Origin of the sequence: Arthrobacter sp. UYCu511, assembly GCF_040547105.1 — a bacterium.
GTDB classification, from domain to species: domain Bacteria; phylum Actinomycetota; class Actinomycetes; order Actinomycetales; family Micrococcaceae; genus Specibacter; species Specibacter psychrochitiniphilus.
Genome location: NZ_JBEPPB010000016.1, coordinates 39,054 through 62,803, shown reverse-complemented (window position 1 = coordinate 62,803; position 23,750 = coordinate 39,054). Strand labels below are relative to the sequence as shown.

Here is a 23,750-nt window from a genome sequence, read left to right as displayed (position 1 = left end):
CGCGCAGCACTTGGGTCAGAAGTCCACGACGATCCGACAAGCGATTCACGAATCTCCACTGGACGCTGGCTACGGTCTGGACCGTTACTTTGGTTATTTTTGTCGCTCATAGCTAGATCCTAACCTCAATTTTTCGTTGGGTGGAGTCGCTGGTAGATCAGGCCAGACCATCTGCCCAATTGCTCCAGTTTTAACCTATAGGTGTGACATCTCGGCGTGGGCCACAGCAGTGAGAAAATTGGTGCTGATATTTTTCACTGACAAAGGCCAGCGTCACCCGTTTCCCTACACCTACCTTTCAGACAATCCAACTAAGTATGTTCATAAATTCGCCTGAAGCGTTACCCCTTTGAGCCACCACCGGACAAAACACCAGCCCTCGGAGCAGCAGCACCCGTCCTTCTTCCACGGCTCGGCTCTCCTACACGTTTTGATCAATTGGGCACGGAATAGAAGATGGCTTGCTACATGGAAAAGGCGACAGCAAACTAACTGCCACAAAATCAACAGAATTCCATCGGTCAGCACAAACAGGCACCCCGGTCGATGGACTTCTATGAACACATGCCAAACGACGTTGCGCCTTCTGGTACCCCATCATCGCTGGGCGGGCCCTCCACGCAACCAGGGCGCTGCGCGCCGTCCACTCCCCCAAAAATTCTTCCTCGGCGCTCCTGCGTCGCTTATTTCCTCGAAAGAGTTTTTGCCCCGTGGCCGGTACCCCAAGTTGCCCTCCGGCCCTAAAACCCAGCGGTGATTCCTCTTACCAGAAGGCACCAACAGAGCAGGCGGCCGCGAACACCCAGCCGCCGTTCACACAGGAGGAGCAGGACAATGGAACCGATCAGAATCAGCAGCCCGGCCGACGCCATCAGCTACATGGGCCACAGCCTCGGCTACTGGCCGAAGGAAAGCCTCGTCTGCGTCGCCCTCGAAGGCAAGGCCCTCGGCCCCACCCTCTGTGTCAACCTGCCCAGCACCGACGACGTCGGCCACAGTTACACCGAGCGCGTCGCCCACGCCGTCGGCATCGACCACGACGCCACCGCCGTCCTCATCGCCCTGTTCACCCACCAGCCATGGGGCAAGGGACACCAAAAGCCATTCGCCAGCACGATCCAAGGGCTCAAGCGACGGCTCCTGGCTGCCGGGCTGCTCGTCCACGACGTGTGGATCGTCGGCCCCGAATCCTTCGCCACGTACGACGGCGCCAACCCCACCACGTGCGGCAAAGAGACCCCCCCTGACTGCCATTGAGTCCAGCATGCTCAATGCCGAACTCGTCTACCAAGGCAGCGCCGTCGCACAAAGCGACGCACCCGCCATCCCCGAATTATTCGCCGCCGTAGACCACGACGCCGTCGAGGCAGCGTTGCAGGACTTGACTACCAACCCCGACCAAGGCCTCCACGCGGCCTACCAGTTGTGGACGGAACTCATCGACCACGGTGGCGATCCCACCCACGGCCAACTGGCTGAAGTCCTGGCCGGGCTGCAGCACGTCGGGCTCAGGGACCAGATCCTGGCCGACATGCCCGGCATCAACCAGCCCATGGCAGCCACTCTCTTTGGAGCCACGAACGAAGCCCCGCAGTGGGACCGGATCGACAGCGCCGAAAAGCTGCTGCGCCAGCTGCTCACCATCGCAGCCCCGGGACATGTGGCAGCGCCGTTGACGATGCTCGGGCACATCTGCTGGTGGAAGGGCAAGGGAACGGCCGCCGGGAACTACATGCACGTCGCCCTCACGTTCGACCCCGACTACCACCTGGCCAGGCTGCTGGACCAGATGCTCGGCGCCGGCGTCGTGTCCGGCTGGGCGCAACACAAGACCACCGCGTACCGGAACCACCACTAGCAATCCCACAAGATTCAACGCCAGAAGCGGAGAGTGAGGCGAGAATAATGATCGTCACGGTCTACAGCAAGCCAGGCTGCCAGCAATGCAAATTCACTTGCCGCAGTCTGGACCATGCCGGCATCCCCTACGACGTCGTCGACCTGACCACCAACGCCGCTGCCCTCGAGTACGTTCAAGACCTCGGCTACTCCCAAGCCCCCGTCGTCGTCGTCAGCGACCACCACCACTGGTCAGGATTCAACCCCACCGAAATCGAAAAGCTGCGTCTCGCGATCCAATAATCACCCACCAGCTGGAGCCCCAGTGCCGTATGAAAACCTCATGTGGCACTCCCCTGCGTCGTCACCATCCCACGAATATTTCTCCCAACCCGCCACCGTCCACGTCCCTTCGTCTAGCCAGCTCGCACATCAATATCGCCCCTAAATTCCCGGCTGCTGCCACTACCAAAAAATCCTTCACACTGTTGGCACCGAGGTGGGCTGGCGTCACGTTCGGGTGACGGCTGGTCATGGTGAAATCGGGCCCGACTGCCATGGAGGAGTATGACTACGCGAATCTGCCCCGAATGCAACACCACTTTCACACCCTCGAGCACACGACAGCTCTTCTGCCGCCCCGCGTGCGCGCACCGCCAACGGCAACGAAACTACCGGCACACCACGCCAGCCGGATCACCAGCGGCAAGCAATCGAAATGATCAGTCCGCCGCCGACAACCGGGAGGCAATGGCGGCCCTCACCGCCCTCTACGAGGCTACGATCCGGAATCTGCGATCTACCCATCAACGCCAGCTGACCAGGATCACTCAGTCGTTTGAGAGCCAGCTGGCTGCGGCTCATGAAAAGCTCAATGTAAGTGCCCAAGCCGTGTCACGAACGCAGTCAAAGGCCGACGAGCTGCAGCGCTCGATGCAGCACCTGCACCTTGAGAATGAGCAGCGGCGCCTCAGCCAAATTCAGGCCGTGAAAGACATGCGACACCTCGCCGCCCAGGTCCTCGTGTTGCATTCGGACGCGAACACACGCCTCGACCAGTCGACGGCAGTACTCTTCGAACGCCGAGGCTGGAACACAGAAATGGGCAGGTCATGACCGTCTCCATAGCCCGCCTCTCCACCGACGCCGGCGTCTCCTACCTCCTCAAGACCACCAGCCATGCCGACATCGAAACCCGGGACCTCACCGGCTACTACACCACCGCCAGCAACCCGCCCGGGCAATGGCTCGGCAAAGGACTTCCCGGCATCGGCATGGAACCGCACTCCACGGTCACCGACGCTGCGGCGAAGGCCCTCTTTGAACGAGGCGAACACCCCACCACGGGTGCAGCCCTGGGCAGGACGCCTAACCAGGCGTCCACCGTCACCGGAAGGAACGGGCATCCCGTGCGCCGTGCGGCGGTGGCCGGCTTCGACATGACGTTCAGTGTGCCAAAGTCCATATCCGTGCTGTGGGCCCTGGGTGGTGACGAGTACAAAGACAAGGTCATGGCCGCCCACCATGCCGCCCTCGAAGCCACGTTGGCTTGGCTGGAGACGTCCGCCATCCACACCCGTGCCGGCCACGGCTGTGTCGCCCACGTAGGCGTCCACGGCGCCATCGCGGCCGCCTTCGACCATTGGGAGTCCCGCTCCGGGGACCCCCAGCTGCACACCCACGTCGTCATCGCCAACAGAGCCCAACGCGTCAGCGACGGCGCCTGGACCACCCTTGACTCCCGCACCCTCTACAAGGCCACCGTTGCCGCCAGCCAACACTACAACGGGCTCCTTTTCGATCAGCTTGGCCTGGATCTGGGAACCGAGGCTGAGGTTCGCACACCCACCAGCCCCATCCACAATTACAGTTTCGAACTGTCCGGCGTGGACGATGAACTCATCCGCGAGTTCTCCAGCCGGTCCCGGCTAATCGATATTGAAGCGGCCCGCCTCATCCACGACTGGTCTGAAACCCACGGGCGGGAACCCAGCAACGCCGTCAAACTCAAACTCCGGCAGCAAGCAACACTGTCCACACGCACCGCCAAGAACCACGACGTCGTCCCCCTCAACACCCGCACCCGCCAATGGCGCGAACGAGCCCAAGCCAGGGGCTTCGATCCCGAGGCCGTGCTGTCAGCAACCATCAACCGCTCCCACACCCGCCCACTTACTTCCTCCGACACCGACGCTGCCTGGATCACCAGCACCGCCGGACTGGTGAAGGACTTGGTCGCCCGGCGCCGAGCCACCTGGAACCGTTGGAATCTGATCGCCGAAGCGGAACGGGTGTGCCTGGAAATCCGCTGCGCCACACCCGCCGACCGTCTTAGCCTCATGGAGGCCATCGCCACCGCCGCCGAGGAACAATCCATCGCGCTCAACGAATTCCGCTACAGCATCCCCACCACTACCGCACCCGACCTGACCTTCAACGGCCGCAGCGTCTTTGATTTGGCCAGCGCCCACCTCTTCACTGATGTCTCCACACTGACGAATGAGGAAGCCATCATGAAAGCCCACACGAACGACGCCGGCCCACTCCTCGACCAAACAACGGTCCAGGAAGCCCTCCAACAGTTCATCAGCCGCCGTGGAGAAGCCTTGCAAGGCGAACAGCGAAGGACCGCCGAGGCGGTCCTGGCCAGCGGGCGGCGGCTGGACGCCGTCGTCGGTCCCGCCGGGACGGGCAAGACCACTACTATGAGCGCCGTCAAAGCCCTCTGGGAAGCCCACTTCGGGACAGGGACAGTCGTGGGGCTCGCCCCCGCTGCAGCGTCTGCCGACGTCCTCGGTCGCGAGCTCGAGCTGGCCACGGACAACGTGAGCAAATGGCTCTACGAATCCACAGGCCCGGGCGCCGCCATCCGGGCCGGACACTACGTAGAAGCCGCGGAAAGGTACCAGGCAGCCTGTCAATCCCCACGACGAGACAATCAGGCCCGAAAGGCCATGGAGCGCCTTGCGCAGCACCTGAGTGCCCTTACAGCGACCCAATCGAAGTGGCAGTTCCGGCCCAACCAGCTGGTCATCATCGATGAAGCATCCATGGTCTCCACCTACCAGCTCGCCGCCCTGCTCGATCAAGCCTCATCCGCCGGGGCCAAAGTCTTGCTCGTCGGTGATCCGGCTCAGCTAGACGCCATCGATGCCGGCGGAGTTCTTGGGTGGCTGGACAGGACGGGATGCGCACAACGGCTCACCACCGTTTGGCGCTTCACGAACGACTGGGAACGCACCGCCTCCCTGAAACTCCGCAAGGGCGACTTCGACGTCATCGCCGCCTACGAAGCCCACGAGCGCATCAGCAGCGGCACCTACGACACGATGGTCGATGACGCCTACAACCGCTGGGACGCCGACGTCCGCACCGGCAGGACCTCGATCCTGATCGCCCCCGACAACGACACCGTCGCCATGCTCAACGAACGAGCCCAGGCAGACCGTGTCGGCACCGGCGCCGTCGACGCGGAAGCCACCGTCGGTCTCAGTGACGGCCTCCACGCCGGCCAAGGTGACACGATCTTGGCTCGGCGCAACGACCGCCACATCATCGACGACACGGGAGACTTCATCCGCAACGGCACCCTCATCACCGTCTCCGGCTCGCCCAACCCCGATGGGTCCATCGATGGGATCCGACAGGATAACGGTGCAAGGATCCTCCTCAACGCCGGGTACCTTGCCGAGTCCGTGGAGCTCGGCTACGCCACCACCGCCCACCGCTCCCAAGGAATCACCGTGGACACCGGCCACACCCTCGTCAGCGAAGGCAGGCTCACCCGAGAACTCTTCTACGTCTCCATGACACGAGGAAAGGCCGGCAACCACGCCTACATCAGCGAACCCGACCCGCGCGACCATCATGGCGTGGACCCATCGGCCCTGCCTGACTGGCGGGAAATCCTGGGAGGCGTGCTCTCCGTCGAAGGCGCCGAACACGCCGCCCACGAAGTTCGCGAAGAACAACACAACCAGACCAACTCCCTGTCCCGCCTGCTCGCCGAGCACGACTACCTTGCACAAATTGCGGCATCCGACGACATCACCCACCTCATCAGCACCCACTCCCCCGAGCTCGTAACAGTGATGCGTGAATCGCCGTCCTGGAGCGCCATGGTCGCATCATGGGGCCGTGCCGCCGTCACTGACCGTGGACTTGCCGAACAAGCCCTGGCCGGCGGTCTCCGACCAGCAGACAGCACTCGTAACGTCGCCGCCGACGTGCAGTCCCGCCTGCAAGCACTCCAACGCCGGCGACCCTCCGAGGAAACACTGGGGACCGTGCCAGCATCGGTGCCCACAAACCGGGACGATCTCCAAGAACTGCTCAGCAATGTTCAACAGCGGATCACAAAAAGAGTGGCCGAGGTGGCCGTCCACGCCCTCGCCAACGAAGAACCATGGATGGGCGTGCTGCGCTCACAAACCGGCCTGCAGGCCAATGACGGAGCGTGGAAGCCGCTGGTGCGTGACGTCGCAGGGTTCCGAGACCGTTGGGATATTGACAACCCGGAGTTGCCCCTCGGATCAATGCCCGCCTCCGCTGACTGGAACCACTCCGACCAGCGGGCCAGGCTCGAGGCTCGCATCACCGCGGCCCACGACAGCACCCCCACGACGACGGCGTCACCCGAGCCGACAGCCCGACGGCAATCACCAGTGCCCGTTGTCGGACCCTCGCTGTAAAATCAGTACAAAGGCAGAGGTCGAGTCATGCGAACGAACCCGATGGTCAAACCCCAGGCCTCATCTGGCTGGGCAGTCACACTCGCCGTGATCGGCTGCGTGTGCCTCACCACCGCCTTTCGGCTGTTCTTAGCCCAGACGGCGGCCGCAGTGGTCGGTTTGGCCTTCGTGGCTGCGGCCGTAGTCTTGGCCGGCATTGCAGCAACCATCTGGGTCGTAAAAGTCCGCCGTTCGCGGGCGTGGATTACCCATGCCGTCCAACAATGGGACCACTTTTCCGCCGTCAAGAACCAGCTCGGAGTCACCACTGAAGTGAGCGTTCTGGATATTCATTCCACCGACCCAGTCGGAGCCTGGGTAACCATTCGGTGGGATCATTTTGGTCATATCCAGCGTGCCTGGATTGAAGCCCTTCCCGATGAAATATGGCGAAGTTCAGTGCTCCTCATCTCACCAGACCCCGCCCAGATTCAGGTTCATGGACCTTGGCCAGAGATCTACTATCTAATGGCTGCTGACTACCACACCTACGCATCCACGGCAGCCATCCCCTTCGTTACAGATCCAAAATACCGATCACGCGTCCAAGTCAACTCTTCCAAGGCCAGATAGGTTGCAGCCGACCAAGTAGCGCCGGACATTCAACAACTATGCCCAGCCGACGCGCGCCTGTATCTGTCAATTTGCACCGCCAGGTTTCAAACCCGGACCTACGCCGCCGTCAAGGACGGCAGACATCGCCTAGAGCGATTCCAGCGGCTCTCCCAACCGTTGTCCTGTCTCGTATCCCATGGGTATCGAGACATTGAGGTTGCGAGACAACTCACATCTGAATTGGATGGCAGTGTACGGGAGGTTTGGCGCGCAGCTCGCTATTTCATTTTAGGAAGAATCTCTACCTGTCACCCCCTGTCATATTCCCTCGAAGTAGCCTCTCGGTCTCAGTCGCCAGAGGAACTGCGCACGGGCGACCACTTCATACCAAATCTGAACCGTAGCCCCTTCGTACCTTCAGTTGCCGGTCATGGACCAAGCTGGCTTTCTGATGTACTCGAAAATCGTCATCACGAATCATCTGCAACGGATGGCGCCCGGAAGTTTTTCGAGAGTGTTCTAGCTTCTTTCAAGTAGCGTCTCGATAATGAGACCCTCACTTGAAATAGCAACATGACGACACTAGACACATGTCGCCGTAGTTGGCTGTAGATGCCGCTCGTGGCGGTGACCGTCATCCAGGGCTCCACCGTCTTGCAACTCCCAGTGTAGGAAACCGATGAAAAACTGCTTTGTGAGATGGACCCTCAGTAGGCATCCACCCGGAAGCTGGCGCTTTTTGCGCTGTCAGTTGGAGACATCGAGCATTTGATTGTTTCGACAACTAATCCAGATGTTGGGTGGCATATGCGCTCGTTTGCAGTCTTACAACGCTAGGGATACGAGACGTCTCACCGACCTAGCGACCGCCGCGGCAGTAAGGCCTCAATGTTCGCGGGTTCTTGTCATTTTCAAAACGCGGGTGCACAAACGTCAAGAGTCGTGTTCAATCGTCTGATTTGTCAGAAGTGCTCTGTACAGAATTTCAGGAAACGTCAGAACAGCTGGCTCTGTTCGTAGGGTGAACTCTTTATGACACGATCCACCGGCCAGAACTGCACGGGATGATGCAAACACCAATATCCGGCACGCTGTCCCTCACGCTGTTGTCCCTTCCAGATTAGGTACTACTTCTGGAGACCTGTGCCGATTCTGCCCTAGCAGAACGGTAACGGTACGCTTGCTGGAAAACGATAGTTCAAAGGTGAGAGTGGATGCAGAAGGACATAAGGGAACTGGTCGTCTTCATTGCCTCGCCAAGTGACTTAGCAGATGAACGACAGATTATCCGGTCAACAGGCGATGAGCTGAATCATGTATTGTCCGCATGCGGGATTCGGCTTCGTGTTGTGGGTTGGGAGCTTACTTTACCGGGTTACGGCAGGCCCCAAGAGCGCATTAATCCGATGGTACGTGAATGCGACGTGTTCATTGGACTTCTAAACAAGCGATGGGGGACGGCTACTGGCGAGCGTTCATCGGGCTTCGAGGAGGAATTCGAAATAGCCCTAGAGCGTCGAAAGAACGATGACGGCTCCCCTGCCATTGGCATGTTTTTTGCCAAAATTGACGACGAATCGCTATCAGATCCCGGACCTCAACTTAGTCAGGTCATCGAGTTCAGAACCAAAGTCAAAGCTGAACGTATCGCGCTCTACGGCGAATTCTCCAATGCCGATCAACTAGGCAAAATAGTTTCTAATTTCCTGCTCGAACAGGTTCTTCCCTTCGCCCTCGAGGCTGACTCGGGCCCTTCGGCATTGGAGGCCACGGGTACTTCCACTCCCAACAGAGGAGAGCTACAAGCCACCCCAAAAGACAGCGAAAGCGAGCAGCCGCCAAATGCCGCAGCTGAACAGCTTGCCGAAGTTTTGGGTGCCTTTACTTCCATAATGACTGGAAATAAAAATGAAGGGACAAAACTGGACCTCGACCGTCTAGCGCTATTCGCCCGCGCATGTGAACGCGAACTTGAACCGCTAGGGGCACATCTTGTCAATCGATTGTATGGTCGTCTGGACGATTTGCAACTCACCGAACTTGAAGGCAACATCTGGTTGCGGACATTCTTCACCGATATAGGTCGATCGACATCCTCGGAAGAACGAACGATACCTGGATGGGCACTCTTGGATTTCAAGGATGGGGATCGCCAAGACCGCGTGGAACGTAGATTGGTAGATTTCACTCGGATCGATGACGAACGCGCTGTTCGGGGTGCGCTTAAAGTTATGACTAGCCTCAACCTGAGGCCCGTGGCCCTTTGGCAACGTCCAGAGAATGCCATCGCTTCAACAGACCATGACGATGTCCAGACAGCATGGACGGAGATTTTCGCGGTACTCCCCGGGGTTGAATCAGCCTTCAACTATTTGGTTTCCCAATTTCGACCGGACGACATTTGGCTCGTACGATCCCTGTCACAACAAGAAACAATCGACGAATCCACCAAGGAGGCATTACGCGCTTTTGAGGAGGCCACAAACGGTGATTTTGCCAAATTGGCTTCGTTGGCCCCGTACAGCTTCGCCAAGAATGTGGACGCCATCTCTGAATATTTGGCCACTCACATCGATAGGTTGCCTTCGGAGCGCTTGGAATGGGTGGCCCGTTTTGCGGCCCCTCACTTGCGTAGGGCCGCTGTTAGTAAACTTCTCGCAGAAGGCAAGCTGAAGGATGAGTCTCTCCGACAAACGTTGGCTTGGAAGGATAGAGAGACTATTCAATTGTTGTCAACGGAGGCCGCGAGCGATCCGACTTTCGGAGAAGTGGCGTTGGAAATCGTCAGCAACAGCAGCAGTTCTCACAATTTCCCGCCAGAATTAGAACCGCGACTGCTGGCAGCTTTGAGGACGACTGAACAACTACAGGCTCTCGTCGAATCATCCCCCTTCAACTATGAGCATTGGCATGCACTCACCATCAAGGTGGGTGAGGACATGCTTGAGGAATCTCGGCAAATCCTAGACACAGACGCAGCGAGCTGGAGGGGCCGGCTTGCACCTTCCATGGGTGACAATCCGACGACCCTTGAATACGTTGCAGGGAAAATTCGCGCATACGCCAGTGAGTGCATAGGAAATAACGGAGAAGGTGGCGAAGACGCGCTGAGACTTGTCCGCGAACTGGATAGTGGTCAACTAGTCGGTCCCTCTCAAGCCTTGGTTGCTCTTTCAAAAATCGCTCGGCCGGAATTACTCTCAACAATCCAAGAAAAACTGCCGGCCTTGGATGCCTCTACTTTCATAGACGTTGCTGAGGTAGCCATGGCATCGGACCTCGCCCCCGCTTTGGCCCAGGTTTGGAATACCGCGGAGACTCGCAACCTCCGCGAAGCATCTCGGCAGTGGTTCCTTCGCCAGCCAGAACGAACCCACGAGGAGTTGAGGGAAGCACTTCATTTTGAGAGCCCAGGCGAAAGGATGACCGCTCTAGATGCCTTGGCGAAGAGATATTCTAACGATGAGCTCAGGACCCTGCTAGTCGAATACGTTTCTGCGAAGACGTATTGGTATAACGTGATTGCAGGCATCGACGAGCTCCTATATGGCGTGAAGGTAATCACAGATGAGGACAGCCGTTCAGATCCGTAGTGAAGAAGAACTTGAGAACGATCTGAAAGTGACTTTGGCCGCCGTGGGATCGTATTAGGCCATAACGAGCAATGGAACAGTATCCGGTGCTAAGGGTTCGTTAAGCCGGCACAAAATTTCAGGACTTGGACTGACCCTCCAATGGGGTTGTCTTGCAAGCCTAGGGATACAAGACAACTGATCGAGACACTGCACGATCCTTGAAAATTCAAAGGCGACCACGTCTTGCTACTATGTCTCATAAGCAAGGGCTGGGATTGCGGTAGGCAACCACTGTTGCGCGACACTTTGGAGAAGACAATGGGCAAGCTCATCGGGTACGCACGCGTATCGACCCGGGTACAGGACGCTGACCGACAAATCACTGACTTACTCGGTGCCGGTGTGCGCCACGATGACCTCTATACGGACCACGGAGTCAGTGGTGCCAGGACCAGCCGGCCAAGTTTCGATAATGCCGTCAAGGCCCTTCATGAAGGCGATACCCTCGTGATAACCACTTTGGACCGGCTCGGACGATCCACCGCCAATATGCTGGATCTCTCCCAAGGGCTGCGGGAGCGCAAAATCGGGCTGCGTGTGCTGAATCTAGGAGGCGGCGATGTGGACACGGGCACGCCCATGGGTTCAATGGTCTTCACCGTCATGGCAGCACTGGCGCAAATGGAACTGGACATCAAGCGGGAACGCATCACCGATTCAGTGTCCAAACGCCGAGCCGCCGGCAAAGACCTGGGCGGCCGTCGGCCACAGTTCACCAACAGCCAGATCGACAATGCCCGACGACTCATCGATGCCGGCCAATCCGCCACCCAAGTCGCCCGAGATCTAGGCATGTCCCGAGCGACCCTGTACCGTCGCATCGCAGAGATCGAAGCCCAGAACTGGATCACCACTCAAGACTGAATCTTGTCGGGGCAGGGACGGCAAAGGAAATACAGGGCCCTAACAACCATGATCATGCGCTTATCGCCAACCGCTGTACCTCTGGTCCCCTAAGAGCAAGACGGGCCAGACCACTCCCCCACCCAGATGAACCTTGCCCAAAGCCATTTGGCCTGTACCGTATGACGCTCCGTCACCGGACGGTTCACCGGACACCCTAAATGGACACTGCATGGCCCACCAATTGCAAGGCAGCAGGTCAGCCGCCGGTGCGTCAGCTGAAGGACCGGCTTACTGTGATGATGATAGTAAGTCATCAGTCCGGTGTGACTCCCCGGCTTACTGACGCCCCTGAGGGGCTGTCTTCGTCCCGATCCGTCCGCCGGCTGGTGGCCCGCACCAAACGTGCTGCCCAGCCGAGCATGACTTCATAGGAGCTTGTTCCAAAGGTCCCATCACAGTCTTGTCTGCCCGACTGGTCAACACGAGCCCACCCTGTTGCTTTACCGGTTTCAGAGGAGCTCCATCCATCATGACAAACGGACAGTTCAAAGTCATCGCGGGCATAGACACGCATGCCGACACACACCACGTGGCCCTGATTACCGACTACGGAAAACACCTCGGTGATCGCAAGTTCTTGGCCGTCGGTTCCGGGTACCGGGAGATCGCTGCCTACCTGACCAGCTTCGGCCCCGTCACCGCGGTTGGCGTCGAGGGTACAGGGTCCTACGGAGCCGAGCTCGCCCGTGTTCTGGCGGAACACGGCTTCAGCATCCGGGAGGTGAACCGTCCAAACCGAGCTGAGCGCCGCCTGCGTGGCAAATCGGATCCCTTGGACGCCTACCAAGCCGCCGAATCGGTGCTGGCCGACCGGGGCACGTCCACGCCCAAGGCACGTGATGGATACGTCGAGGCTTTGCGGGTGCTGCGCACCGCTCGCACCAGCGCTATGAAGGCACGCACGGCCTTACTGAACCAGATCAGCGGGGTACTCACTTCCGCACCGGACGAAGTCAGAGCCAAGTACCGGGGTATGACCAGCGAGGCCAGGGTCAAGGCCATGGTTGTCAGCCGTCCATCTGGTGATCCTGCGGACCCGGTCGTAGCGACCCTGATGACGCTTAAGCGGATGGGGGCTCGTCACCGGTTCCTGAGTGAGGAAATAGACGAGACCGATGCCGCGCTGGCAGCCATCGTTTCCACTTATGCCCCGGAGCTTTTGGACGTCAACGGTGTCGGCACCGTGGTCGCTTCCCAGTTGTTGGTGACCTTCGGTGACAACCCCGAAAGGATGGTCAGCGAGGGGGCCTTCGCAGCTTTGGCCGGGGTCGCGCCAGTGCCTGCTTCTTCCGGAAAAACACGCCGCCACAGGCTCTCCAGGGGCGGTGACAGGCAAGCGAACAGCTCGCTCTACCGGATCGTGGTGGTACGAATGTCCACGGATGCCAGGACACGTGCCTATGTCGCCAAACGTACCGAAGACGGCCTGAGCAAAAAGGACATCATCCGCTGCCTCAAGCGCTATGTTGCCCGCGAAATCTTCCACGTCATGCAGAACCCTCGACCTGCTCCGTTGACCAATGACTTGCGTACGCTGCGCCTGGAATTGGGTCTGACGCAAGTGATTGTGGCAGCCGCGTTGGGGACATGGCCTGCCACAATTTCACGGATTGAGCATGGCAAGTCCCGGGACCGCGAGGCCATTGCTCGATACCGAACTTGGGTTGAAGAACAGTCCCACGAAAGCAATTGACAAGAATAGGAGCATCGGGACGGTTTGGCTGCGCCTATATGTGACACGCTTGAGGAAGTTGCGACGCGGAAAACCGGCGATAGGCTGCGTGAAACGATGGAAAATGACGCCCTTGCTAGGGTTGACGTGCGACCCTGATCCGGTTTGGTGTAGGTCCAGTGCACACTCGACAGGCGCCAATTCGGTGGCTTCGCCGCCCGCTTTCTGGACAATATTCTGAAGGTTTCTATTTCTCCGTGAACTCTTTTCCTCCCAATGGGTAATACATAGTGTGACTACAGACGCCGACATCATTCGCAGATCCTGTGACAGCCCTCAGGCCTTCACCGAGCTCTACGATAAATACGCCCGCATGATCTACAGGTATGCCGCACGCCGCGCTGGTGAATCGGCAGCCGAGGACGTTATGTCAGAGACCTTTCTCGTTGCCTATGAGCGGCGAGACTCTTTCGACCAAACCTGGGACGATGCCAGGCCCTGGTTATTTGGCATTGCAACGAACCTGCTGGGAAAACACCACAGGGCCGAGGCGAAGATCCTCAAAGTCATGGCCAAGTCTTCTGGCCGTGACTCCTATGCCGACAGCACCGACAGGATTGCCGAGCAGCTTGATGCTGCGGCAGCCACGTCAGCCTTGGCCGGTGCGCTGCGCGCACTCTCTGCAGCTGATAGGGAATGCATCCTGCTCTACGCATGGGCGGAGCTGAGCTATGAGGGCATCGCCGAGGCTACCAAGGTGCCAATCGGCACTGTGAGGTCACGACTTAACCGGGCCCGGCGCATACTGAAGGACGCCACTGGACCTTTCCGCAATAACACCGAGGAGGTAGACCATGGACGAGCTCAAGCTACTGCATGAAATGCGTAACGACGTTCCGATCGTCAAGGATTCAGTGATTAACGGCGGCCGTGACCAGTTGCTGCGTCACATCACCCCGGGGGTCGTCACGAAGAGCAAACGGCGTCCCCGGAAGGCATTGCGCCTGACCTTGATGACAGCTGCAACCCTGGGACTTGTCACCGCCCTAGTGGGTGGAAACGTGATTGGCTTGGCTGGCTGGCGAGGAGCTGCCACCGCTCAAGCGGCCGAGGTCTTGAACAACGCTGCGGCGCTGACCATCAAAACCTCGGATCCGGTGCTCTTGCCCGGTCAATATTTAAAGATCGATAGCACCAACCTATGGCTGAGCATTTACGGTGTGCAGGATGCTTCGGGAATCGTCGGTTCCAACACCACAGTTGAGTGGCTCGACACCGAAAAGATGACCATGTACGTGCCAGCCAACCGAGACCAAGAATGGGTTTGGGACCGCTCAGGGCGCATACCCACAACATTTTTCAGCGAACAAGCCAAAGAAATTGCCATGGCGCAAGCAAAGGACATCGGGGACGCTTCCGAGCATCTCAGGGCAGCCAATGGCGCGTTCTACGATTCACCCAGCTCCTTTCCCAGCCAAAAGGAACTAGAGGGCTATTCCAGGGACCCGCGCATGCTGCTCAACGGCATCTACCTGAAAACCATCGGGTCCGGCCAGTCCGTTGATGGCGAAGCACTAGTCTGGATTGCTGACGTGCTACGCACGGGCCTAGTTCCGGCCGATCTGCGGGCGGCCCTCTACAAGGCAGCCGCACTCATCCCAGGGGTTTCGGTGACCGACAACCAGGCAACGTTGGACGGCCAAAGCGGAGTGGCAATCGGCAGGGTTGAAGGCGCATCAAACATTCGTCAGGACATCATCATCGACCCGGCCACAGGCCAGCTGATCGGGGAACGGCAAGTCGCTTTGGAAGCCACGGGGACGGTACCGGCCGGGGCAACGATCGGCTGGACAACGATCCGCACCACCGTAGCCGACTCAGCGCCCTGACCATCACGTGTGAACGCGGCACAAAAAAACTTGCCTGTGCGAGTGGTTCAACGAACGGGACCAATCGCACAGGCATGCTCATGTCTAGCCTTCTCCCTCGTGGACTGTCAGGGTGAAGTGCAGCAAAGTATTCATGTCCCGCAGAGCGTTCCATCAATGGCCTCATTCAGCACCGCATACGCTGTAGGTTCGGCGAACAAAATGACTGGAGTACTTTCTGAGAGCCTTCTTCGACTTTATTGGGATCACCCGGCCAAAAGGGCAACCATCATGGCTCACGCGCCTCGTGGCATGGTCTGGCCAGCGCAGCGCCCGCTGAAGGTTCGATATATGGGGGCATTTAGGAGCGGTCATTGCTCCTTGCGTAGAGTGGTGAGATGTCAATTGCTTTCTGGGTTTGTGCCGCTGTGACCGTGATCAGTTCACTCGTGAGTGGCGGATATGCGGTGATGGGTTTACAGTCAGCAACCGCAGAGTCGCGTATTCCCTCGATGTATGCTCTAGCGAGAAGTCTGGCGCTGGTCCTCGTGGCCATTGTCGGGCTGTTGAGTTCTTCGATCTCGTTCGTGGCCGCTGCCGCCTTGGCCATGATTGTCGTTCAGGGTATTGATGCCGTTATCGGAGCGCGTATCTCCGATCGACTGAAGACGATAGGCCCCGCGGTTATGTCTATGGTCAACGCAGCAGTCCTGGTGTGGATGCTTACCACTTAACCAACCCGAGGTCGGACTTCTGGTGTGAATCTCCCGGCGGGTATCGGCAGCCCCGTGCTTGCTGGGGCTAGGGGTTCGCTGTTAACAGCGCTGGTGTTGTTTCGGGGTCGAGGGAGTTTTCGATGTGGACGACTTCTTGGTTTCTGAAGTGCCCGATCATAGTGAATACCACCCCGGCGAGAGTCCACACGGTCAGGACCAGCCATGGCACAAGCGTGCTGGCGTCGGGGAAGTAGGACAGGTCTCGCAGCAGGGTTGTTGACGCGCCGGGCACGAAAAATTGGCCTATGACGCCGAAGGGGCCGGGCAGAAATTGAATGGGTGCAGTGGCGGAAGAGATTGGGTTGGCGATCAACATGGTTAGCACGGCGCCGATCGGAATCCCGGCTGTGCCGATCAATGCGTTCAAGCCGACAATGAAGGAGCTGGTCCCCAGTAGTGAGAGGGCCACGGCGGCGATGTTGAGCGCGATGTTGCCTTGAAAAACGCCATAGAGTCCTTGCATTACTAGGACAATGATCCCGCCCGACAGAACCGAGTAGAGCGCCAACGCGCCGAGCCGGCGCCGGTTCCCGACGACCACTAGCGAGACCAGGATGCCGCCGATCATTCCACCAAAGGCCAAAGGGAAGGCGGCCAAGGTCAGTCCGGTGCCCTTCGCATCGGTTTCCGCTAAGGGTACGACGTCGGTCACGATCACTTTGGGTGCCGTCGTCACCTGTTGACCAGCAGCGACTGTGTTCTGGCTGATCTGGAGTTGGAGTTGCTGGGCGACTCCGGTCAAGATCTGGCTCACGGCCGTGCCGTTAGCGGAGGCAGTGAGGACCTCGGTAGGTGCACCGAGTATCACCGCACCATAAACGCCACGGGTGCGGATCAGCGCCGTCGCCTGATCCATATCGGCCACTTCGGTGATCTCGAAGGTCCCGGAAGAGTTCTCCTCCAGTGCTTTTTCCAGCGCCTGGACCTGTGCAACAGGGCCAGTGACAGCTAAGGGGATGTTTTTGGCCGTGGAACCGACACCTGCCCAGGTGAAGGCGAGGAGGACCACCGCGACGATGGCAGCGGCTGCGACGGCGATGACGGCCACACGTGACCACTTGGTGTGCGGCTTAGCCGCAGTAACGATAGACACAGATCAGTCCCAACTAGTAAAAAGAATGCTTGTTCTTTATGATGAACTTAGTAGGAGATCTTGTCAAGAACGATCATTCTTTTTAGGGGGATGTGTGCCGAGGGTAACAGAGAGCTATCGTGAAGATCGCCGCAGGGAAATCGCCGCGGCAGCGTTGCGGTGTTTTGGACGCAAGGGGTTCCAGGGGACGTCAATGGCGGACATCATTGCTGAGTCCGGGCTCTCGGCCGGGGCTATCTATGGCAACTATAAGAACAAAGACGATCTCATTGACGTTTCCGTTCATGGTGTCCTAGACCGTCTCCTGCTAAGGGTCGACGCCCTAGGTTCGAGCGATCCGATACCAGAGCCGAATGAGTTCCTCACCGCGTTTCTTTTGAACATTCGCCAAGACCTTGTCACCGATGGGCTGCTCTTGCAGGTCTGGGCCGAGGCAGTGACTGACCCGGACCTACGCCCCATGGTCGTTGAGACACTGAACCAGATCAAAGCACTCTTCGCCAACTATCTCACCCACTGGTACACCCAGACACGCGGACTTCCACCTGCTGAAGCCTCCGAGAAGGCAGGGAAGCACGCCCCGGTATTGCTGGGCACCTGCCAGGGCTTCCTGATCCAATCCGCAATCGTCCCTAACTTCAATGCCGAGGAATACCTCTCCGGACTAAGCATCATCGCGCCCTAACAACCCCTTATCAGCTGTGTCATGACAGTTGACGCACCTGTCGCGCGGTCAGCTGAAATCAACTACCCAGCACACATCCTTACCCAACACTTGCGAGGTTACCTACACAGCAGGAGCGGTGTAAACGTTGCTCCAAAGAGTCCCCGAGACTGGTGCTCCCCGAATGCAGAGAAATCAAGGGGCGAGCTCGGACGTGACCACCTCAGCTCACTGCCCCGGTTAGCGGTTCCTATTTCGGCAATGGGTATGTTCAGGTCAAGGATGCTTTGGTTAGGACTGAACGTCTTAGCGTCAATTTTTAGTGCTCGTTACTCTCAGACCTCGACTTCAGGATGACTCGTCAGCCCTCCCAGGCCTGGAATATCCACCCTAGGCAGGAGATCATTTCATTCCGTACTCCGATGCCCACCAGCCATGAGAGAAATACGCTGGAACTATGAAAAAAATATCAACATCAATCGTTTTAGCACTCGGCACCGCATTGCTCTTGAGCGCCTGCAACACCGGTATCGACGGCAACGGAAACGACAAGCAAGAAACCAAGTCCTTTGCTACCGCTAAGGACGGTGCTGGAGTGCTGCCCAGCTGGATCCCAGAAAAGGCCACGGACATCAAAGAAGTGCTCCGCACCACCGGGTCAGAACGAATCATCACGATGAAGAACGCCACGCTTCCCAATAGTTGTAAAGCAATTCCAGCCGGCGAAAGACCGGCCCCCGCTGACGATGAAGAGAGTAAAATTAAGGCAGCTGACTACAGCAAAGGCGCGGCAACTCTGAAAGCTGACTGGTGGCCCGAAGGCGCCGAACAGAAGGCCAGCTCACTCTGTGGCAAATGGTGGATAACCATCATTGGAGAATCCACATACGCCTACTCACCCGAGCTGATAACCGTGATAAAAAATATCGAGAGTTCGAAGTAATACCACTTCCCGACATCAACACGCCCCAGTGACGGCGAACCCCTTGTCAGCGAACCTTGTCGGTCCCATAAGAGGTTCCACTACTGGGATGGGACGATCCTGTCTGAATCGCCGGTCTCGTGGGTTGCCTCCGCTTCTGCTGCAACAGCAAGCTCCCCGTCAGAAATGCTGAGCATCAACGAGCTCTCGCGCGTAGTGAAGAGATGTGTGACTATTTCTCGGTGGTTGACTTTCCAAATACTGGGCGGCACCTCTTGGTCCTCCCACGGCCTGCTCGGCGGGCCGTACAGATCGGTCAACATACCCGACACTGCGTCGTGGCCCAGGCGGGTCTCAGGGGCCCGCGCTTTGGGGAACGTGTATAGGTGGAAGTGAACGCTCATGAACCTGCCGTGAAACAAATTCCATGAAGCAAAGGAAATACCTGGCAGGTCAGTGAGGAGGGTATACGACGCCGCGGATGACGCGTCCGAGTCGTGGTCCAAGCGTTCTCCGGATTCGAAGAGGAGGTGCCTGAAGAGAGTCTCGCGTTCCTCATCGGTGCTCGGCCATGTTCCTTCCACCAGCTGCGCCACTAGGGCAGCAACTGTGGCTGGACCAGGAATCAGTTCGCTTCTCGGCTCTATGATCGCGGGCATATGGTGACACTACCTCCATGGCACGGCGAAAACACCCGCTCACCTCAATGACTCAAGAAAATGATGACTCGTGAGCGACGGGGTCGAGACCAAACAAGTGTGTTCAACTCTCACCGTCACGCGGCCACCAAGAGGATCCTGTCCCGCAGACCGTTCCACATACGGGCGATGCAGACGTTAGCCCTCTTACTATTGGTGTATGCCCAATTCACTTCCTGCTTCTGCGCTCCCCTTGTCAGAGATCGAGAAGTCTCTCATCGGCCTGGCACGCGAGACAATCAATGCAACCACTGATGCCGGACCTGGGAACGAAGGTGTGCACACAATGGGCGCTGCGGTTCGAGCAAAAGACGGACGGACCTTTTCAGGCGTGAATCTGTACCACTTCACAGGCGGTCCCTGCGCGGAGCTCGTCGCGCTCGGAGCAGCGCGCGCCGCAGGTGCGGCTGAATTAACTCACATTGTGGCCGTTGGAAATCATGACCGAGGCGTGAAAAGTCCTTGCGGGCGGGATCGGCAGATTCTTGTTGATTACTACCCAGGAATCCGCGTAATCCTCGATACTCCACATGGACTTGTGAGCGTTATTGCCAGCGACCTCTTGCCGTTCAGCTACGACTACCTTGCCGAGCAAGTCTGAATTAGGACGTCCGGTAAACGGTTCCGTTTATGGAGTCCCTTTGCCAACGTGAGAATGTTGCAGAGCTCAAAAGCGGTCAGGATCAGTGAGAATAGGCTCATGCCACACCCCAACGACATCGTGACGTTTCATGACCCGCCCATTCCCGAAGGGCATTCCGCCTATATTCCTGGCGCCGGACCCTCACTTAATTTCGACGTAGTCGATTGGAGTGACGCTTGGCCCGGGCAATTCCACGTGCTCGCCAAGGAGATCAAGGACGCCCTGGGCTGGCGCGCGCTAGTGATCGAACATGTTGGTTCGACGTCAGTTCCAGGCCTGCCCGCTAAGCCGATTATCGACATTGACCTGATCGTCGCCGACCCCAACGATGAGGAGTCATACGTTCCAGCACTTGAACGTGCCGGTTTCGAACTACGGGTTCGGGAGCCTTGGTGGTTCGGACACCGCGTCCTGCGCCACTTGGAGCCAGCTTGCCATCTTCACGTCTTTGGATATGACAGCCCCGAGGTAATCAAGCATCGAATCTTCCGAGACTGGCTTCGCGCCAATCCTGACGATCGTGTTCTCTACGCAGATACAAAACGTGAGGCGGCAGCTTTGTCACGGGCTGCCGGCGAACACTCCATGCAATACAACGCCCACAAGGAACTCGTAATCAAAGAAATTTACCGTAAAGCGTTCATCGCCACAGGCCTACTCAAGGCCTAGAAACCACCAGCAGGGGCGCACCGTCCCGGTGATGGTTCCCCTCTGGAACTGCGATGGAGCGACTTTTCAGCCCCAGCGCCCGCATGAATCCATGGGCCGGTGCCCGACCGGCTAACGAGACAGTTCGCCAATTTCTATACGGGACACCCGGCGCGGGACGCACTTCGCTGCTACCCAAATTCTTGCCGCCGTTCTAGGGTGGGGTCATGGTGGATTGGGAAGCAGCCAGCCGACAAAGCGACTTGCGATTGTGGCGAGCCATGTTCTGGATTCACATCGTACTTTTAGTGCTCGGAATCGTTAGTCTGCTTCTCGTTATTTTTGGGTCCGAGGGCAATCCCAACCCGTGGGCACTTGTGCCGGGCATCGCCATAGTGGTCATGGTGGCAATCTTGCTGCCCAACTCTTACAAGAAGTGGCAATCAAACAGATAGGCCAGAAACTCCATACGATCTGCGAAGGCGTGACCATGGGCAAATATTGTCCTGCGGACTAGGAGCCGGTCGGTCAAGGTTCGGCTACGGGACACGATAAGCGCCGCGCGGTCATGGGCAGCCGCGGTGGGATGCTTATTCTGTGGACCTGAAAACAAACACCAATGTGCCAGTAGTCGCCATTCGTCCGTACCGCCTCTCGGACGCTGCAGACACCATGGCGATCTTCCTTGGCGCAGTGACCGAAACAGCTGCCTCCGATTACTCGCCCGAGCAGATTGAGGCGTGGGCACGGCCAGAAGCGCGCGAACTGTCCGCCTGGCACGCCGCGATGAACGCGCGGAATAGTTACGTGGCGACCGTGGATGGAGAGCCAGCAGGCTTCTCCGACGTAGACCCGAAAGGGTATATAGACATGATGTTCGTGTCCCCGCGGTACCTACGACCGGGGTAGCACGCCTCCTGCTTGCCGACGTGGAGGCCCACGCACGCGCAGAGCGTCTGACAGAACTGACCGCCGATGTCAGCATCACGGCCCGACCGTTCTTCGAGCGCTACGGGTTCGTCGTCAAGGCAAAACAACATCCCGTGATGGTCGGCGTGCAGCTAACCAACTACGCAATGACGAAGAACCTGCTCGGCAACTGATCCGCACAGGGAATCAGACTTCTCCCAGCAGCAAGAGTCCCGTTCGAGGTTCTACGGGACAGTGGACGGCATTGATCAGGTGGGTTTGAGCCAAGATTATTCGAGGCAAGAATGGCTTTTGCGTGCGGCCGAGACTTCCTCGTGTCAGACTGGCTCAATGATCCCGCCGGCTGGGTCTTGCTCAGAGAATACATTCTCCTTTTGAAAGGCTTGTGGCGTGACGCTATTGAATGACCGTTATGTCCCCATTACCTCCGGTCTTGGCTTCCTCGAGGCGCCTTTAGGTGAGGTTGCGCAGGCCTTAGAACAATGGCGTGTGGCTATCCATGGTTCGGCTAGGCAAGAACGTTTTCTTGGTGGGTTTGAGGATAACGTGCTGAAACTTGAACCTCTGGTATCCGGGTGGACCTCAAGAGAACTACTGGTAGCCACGAGCAATCCGAACTGGACTGCCTTCTTCGACTGTGACGTTCTAGGGGGTGACCAAAAAACTCCTATTAGTTATCTAGCCAAGACTATGGGTTGTCATGGTCTATTTGTTTGTTCGGTCCCAGCATCAAAAGATGCCTCACGCGGGCCGTGGGGTGGGATTCAGTTCGAGCTATACGGGCCAGTGGGAACGCCATCGAATTATGTGCGTGCTATTTCTTTGAGTCAGGATGGGGCGCGCTGGTCCTTCTATGCCGATGACAAGCCGGTCCTAGATTTCGAGGAGGTTGAAGCGTATACGAGTAGGAAAGTTCGTGACCGGTTCACTCTGGACATGCTCAAACGGTATTGCGCAGCCCTGGGGCTGCATCCCTTTGATGCAGAGTTCTATCCGGGGCCGTCGATTCTGGTCACCAACGCCTCAGAAATGCAAACTCAGGAAACCTCGTTGACCCTCGCAGAGGTAAGAGAACGAATGGGCCTCAGCAACTAAGAACAGCGCCATCCCCACACCCCGCAGAGTAGATCGCTCAGACCAGAATGGACCCGGTAAACCGATGAACACTCAACACCCCTTGAGCGATGCGACCACGGACCTCGGTCTGGATACACCCCACATGGTGCTGGGCCCCTCGCGGGAGGAAGTCGCCGTGTGGGGTCCTGATATCACGGGTGAATCAGCCTGGAGTATCCAGAAAATTCTCAACGCCCAAGGTAGTAGTTGGCATGCCTTCGTTATCGGTGGCGATCTTCTAGACGCCGATGACCTCGCCTCTGAATGGGAAGCCCTCTCCGAGGATGATGACTGCTCAGCCCAGGAGCTAGATAGTCTTGGCGAGAATGATGCCAGAGCCGAATTTTCCTTACCCAGCAACGACACACCTGCACAAGCCCTTGTCACCTCTGGACTTGAGCTTCCCGATGAGAGCCCGATCTCTGATGTTGGTGGGACGCTGATCGCCATGCGATTGGCGTATCCAGGTGATGTTATTGCCCATCTTGAATGGGAAGGTGCCGATAACTGGGGAAGCAGGACAGCCCTGAGCGTTATCTTGCGCCGTTGGTACCTCGAAGCGGGGGCAGTTCCTTTACATCTCTCCGATACCGACGATGCAACCATGACCCTAGCCATCGCAGACCTACCAAAGATGATCGACGATGTTCAGGGGGCCTGTGATGAGTTCACCGTGCTCTCAACAACACCCTCAGGAACGACCATCGCCCAACTCTGGTGGGACTAACACGAGTGAATGTTTGCTAGGCAGCTTTGGTGAATCGTCCACAGTTAGCATCTCAAATCCGATTCAAGGGCTCCGGACTTCTGCCCACCATCTGCCATATTCCCCGGTGGGTATCTACTGGACCGTAGGCCGAACGATAATTGAGACAAGTTATCGCTTTGACAAGTGGTCGACCAGATATGCCGAGGCTTTTAGGGTGAGACGGGGTTGGGCAGTCCGCAGGCATCGTATTGCTGTGACGTTATGTTCTGCTGGATCTACTCCAGCTTCGTCAAGAACATTCTTTGCCCATTCGTGTGCGGCCGAGGCTGGTCCGGCTAAGTCTGAC

The 23,750-nt window shown here is 58.0% G+C and carries 21 protein-coding genes and 1 pseudogene; 20 read left to right on the top strand and 2 right to left on the bottom strand.

The features are described from left to right. Window positions 1-834: 834 nt before the first annotated feature. The 12 genes from ABIB48_RS17115 (at window position 835) to ABIB48_RS17060 (ending at window position 15,939) form a co-directional block, all read left to right on the top strand. Window positions 835-1,257: a DUF4192 family protein gene (locus tag ABIB48_RS17115; protein WP_354213723.1), complete on the top strand. Its 423-nt coding sequence runs from the start codon at window positions 835-837 to the stop codon at window positions 1,255-1,257. 7 nt (window positions 1,258-1,264) lie between these two features. Next, window positions 1,265-1,858: a DUF4192 family protein gene (locus ABIB48_RS17110; protein ID WP_354213722.1), complete on the top strand. Its 594-nt coding sequence runs from the start codon at window positions 1,265-1,267 to the stop codon at window positions 1,856-1,858. Window positions 1,859-1,905: 47 nt separating this feature from the next. Continuing rightward, on the top strand, window positions 1,906-2,142 hold the full coding sequence (locus ABIB48_RS17105) for a glutaredoxin family protein (RefSeq protein ID WP_354213721.1): 237 nt from the start codon (window positions 1,906-1,908) through the stop codon (window positions 2,140-2,142). Between the two features lie 264 nt (window positions 2,143-2,406). Continuing rightward, window positions 2,407-2,955, top strand: coding sequence for a hypothetical protein (locus tag ABIB48_RS17100; protein ID WP_354213720.1), 549 nt, complete (start codon window positions 2,407-2,409; stop codon window positions 2,953-2,955). After that, window positions 2,952-6,530: a MobF family relaxase gene (mobF, locus tag ABIB48_RS17095; protein ID WP_354213719.1), complete on the top strand. Its 3,579-nt coding sequence runs from the start codon at window positions 2,952-2,954 to the stop codon at window positions 6,528-6,530. The genes ABIB48_RS17100 and mobF overlap by 4 nt, the downstream gene beginning before the upstream one ends. Window positions 6,531-6,557: 27 nt before the next feature. Then, the gene (locus ABIB48_RS17090; protein WP_354213718.1) at window positions 6,558-7,142 is read left to right on the top strand and encodes a hypothetical protein; all 585 of its coding nucleotides are present in this window, start codon (window positions 6,558-6,560) and stop codon (window positions 7,140-7,142) included. Window positions 7,143-8,338: 1,196 nt separating this feature from the next. Further along, window positions 8,339-10,717, top strand: a complete 2,379-nt coding sequence (locus ABIB48_RS17085) for a DUF4062 domain-containing protein (protein WP_354213717.1) — start codon at window positions 8,339-8,341, stop codon at window positions 10,715-10,717. Window positions 10,718-11,017: 300 nt separating this feature from the next. Beyond that, complete coding sequence (locus ABIB48_RS17080; RefSeq protein ID WP_110106294.1) at window positions 11,018-11,623, top strand: recombinase family protein; 606 nt, start codon at window positions 11,018-11,020, stop codon at window positions 11,621-11,623. Between the two features lie 511 nt (window positions 11,624-12,134). Continuing rightward, entirely contained in the window at window positions 12,135-13,358 is a 1,224-nt protein-coding gene (locus tag ABIB48_RS17075) for an IS110 family RNA-guided transposase (protein WP_354213716.1), read from the top strand. 271 nt (window positions 13,359-13,629) lie between these two features. After that, window positions 13,630-14,217 (top strand): RNA polymerase sigma factor, encoded by a 588-nt coding sequence (locus ABIB48_RS17070; protein ID WP_354213715.1) that lies wholly within the window; start codon window positions 13,630-13,632, stop codon window positions 14,215-14,217. Next, on the top strand, window positions 14,192-15,226 hold the full coding sequence (locus ABIB48_RS17065; RefSeq protein WP_354213714.1) for a CU044_5270 family protein: 1,035 nt from the start codon (window positions 14,192-14,194) through the stop codon (window positions 15,224-15,226). Before ABIB48_RS17070 ends, ABIB48_RS17065 begins: the two co-directional genes overlap by 26 nt. A 377-nt stretch (window positions 15,227-15,603) precedes the next feature. Beyond that, entirely contained in the window at window positions 15,604-15,939 is a 336-nt protein-coding gene (locus ABIB48_RS17060) for a hypothetical protein (RefSeq protein WP_354213713.1), read from the top strand. Between the two features lie 67 nt (window positions 15,940-16,006). On the opposite strand, the gene ABIB48_RS17055 is transcribed toward ABIB48_RS17060, so the two are convergent. Beyond that, entirely contained in the window at window positions 16,007-17,074 is a 1,068-nt protein-coding gene (locus ABIB48_RS17055; protein WP_354213740.1) for an ABC transporter permease, read from the bottom strand. Between ABIB48_RS17055 and ABIB48_RS17050 the strand changes: the two genes are divergently transcribed. Continuing rightward, the gene (locus ABIB48_RS17050; RefSeq protein ID WP_354213712.1) at window positions 16,998-17,759 is read left to right on the top strand and encodes a TetR/AcrR family transcriptional regulator; all 762 of its coding nucleotides are present in this window, start codon (window positions 16,998-17,000) and stop codon (window positions 17,757-17,759) included. The two genes, ABIB48_RS17055 and ABIB48_RS17050, sit on opposite strands and share 77 nt — an antisense overlap. Before the next feature lie 436 nt (window positions 17,760-18,195). Next, window positions 18,196-18,681, top strand: a complete 486-nt coding sequence (locus ABIB48_RS17045; protein WP_354213711.1) for a hypothetical protein — start codon at window positions 18,196-18,198, stop codon at window positions 18,679-18,681. An 80-nt stretch (window positions 18,682-18,761) separates the two neighbouring features. Here ABIB48_RS17045 and ABIB48_RS17040 read toward each other — a convergent pair whose 3' ends face one another. Then, a complete protein-coding gene (locus ABIB48_RS17040; RefSeq protein ID WP_110106292.1) occupies window positions 18,762-19,319 on the bottom strand; it encodes a hypothetical protein in 558 nt (185 codons plus the stop codon). Window positions 19,320-19,518: 199 nt separating this feature from the next. On the opposite strand from ABIB48_RS17040, the gene ABIB48_RS17035 reads away from it, so the two are divergent. The 6 genes and pseudogenes from ABIB48_RS17035 to ABIB48_RS17010 all read left to right on the top strand — a co-directional run bounded on the left by ABIB48_RS17035 (window position 19,519) and on the right by ABIB48_RS17010 (window position 23,422). Then, window positions 19,519-19,959 carry a cytidine/deoxycytidylate deaminase family protein gene (locus tag ABIB48_RS17035; protein WP_110106291.1) on the top strand — a complete coding sequence of 147 codons (441 nt, stop codon included), beginning with the start codon at window positions 19,519-19,521 and terminating at the stop codon, window positions 19,957-19,959. A gap of 99 nt (window positions 19,960-20,058) precedes the next feature. Beyond that, window positions 20,059-20,670, top strand: a complete 612-nt coding sequence (locus ABIB48_RS17030) for a GrpB family protein (RefSeq protein WP_354213710.1) — start codon at window positions 20,059-20,061, stop codon at window positions 20,668-20,670. A 206-nt stretch (window positions 20,671-20,876) separates the two neighbouring features. Beyond that, window positions 20,877-21,104 carry a hypothetical protein gene (locus ABIB48_RS17025; RefSeq protein WP_110106290.1) on the top strand — a complete coding sequence of 76 codons (228 nt, stop codon included), beginning with the start codon at window positions 20,877-20,879 and terminating at the stop codon, window positions 21,102-21,104. A gap of 217 nt (window positions 21,105-21,321) precedes the next feature. Next, window positions 21,322-21,752, top strand: a pseudogene (locus tag ABIB48_RS17020) (GNAT family N-acetyltransferase). Between the two features lie 217 nt (window positions 21,753-21,969). Continuing rightward, window positions 21,970-22,674, top strand: a complete 705-nt coding sequence (locus tag ABIB48_RS17015) for a hypothetical protein (protein ID WP_354213709.1) — start codon at window positions 21,970-21,972, stop codon at window positions 22,672-22,674. Between the two features lie 64 nt (window positions 22,675-22,738). Beyond that, a complete protein-coding gene (locus ABIB48_RS17010) occupies window positions 22,739-23,422 on the top strand; it encodes a hypothetical protein (protein ID WP_354213708.1) in 684 nt (227 codons plus the stop codon). Window positions 23,423-23,750: the final 328 nt, after the last annotated feature.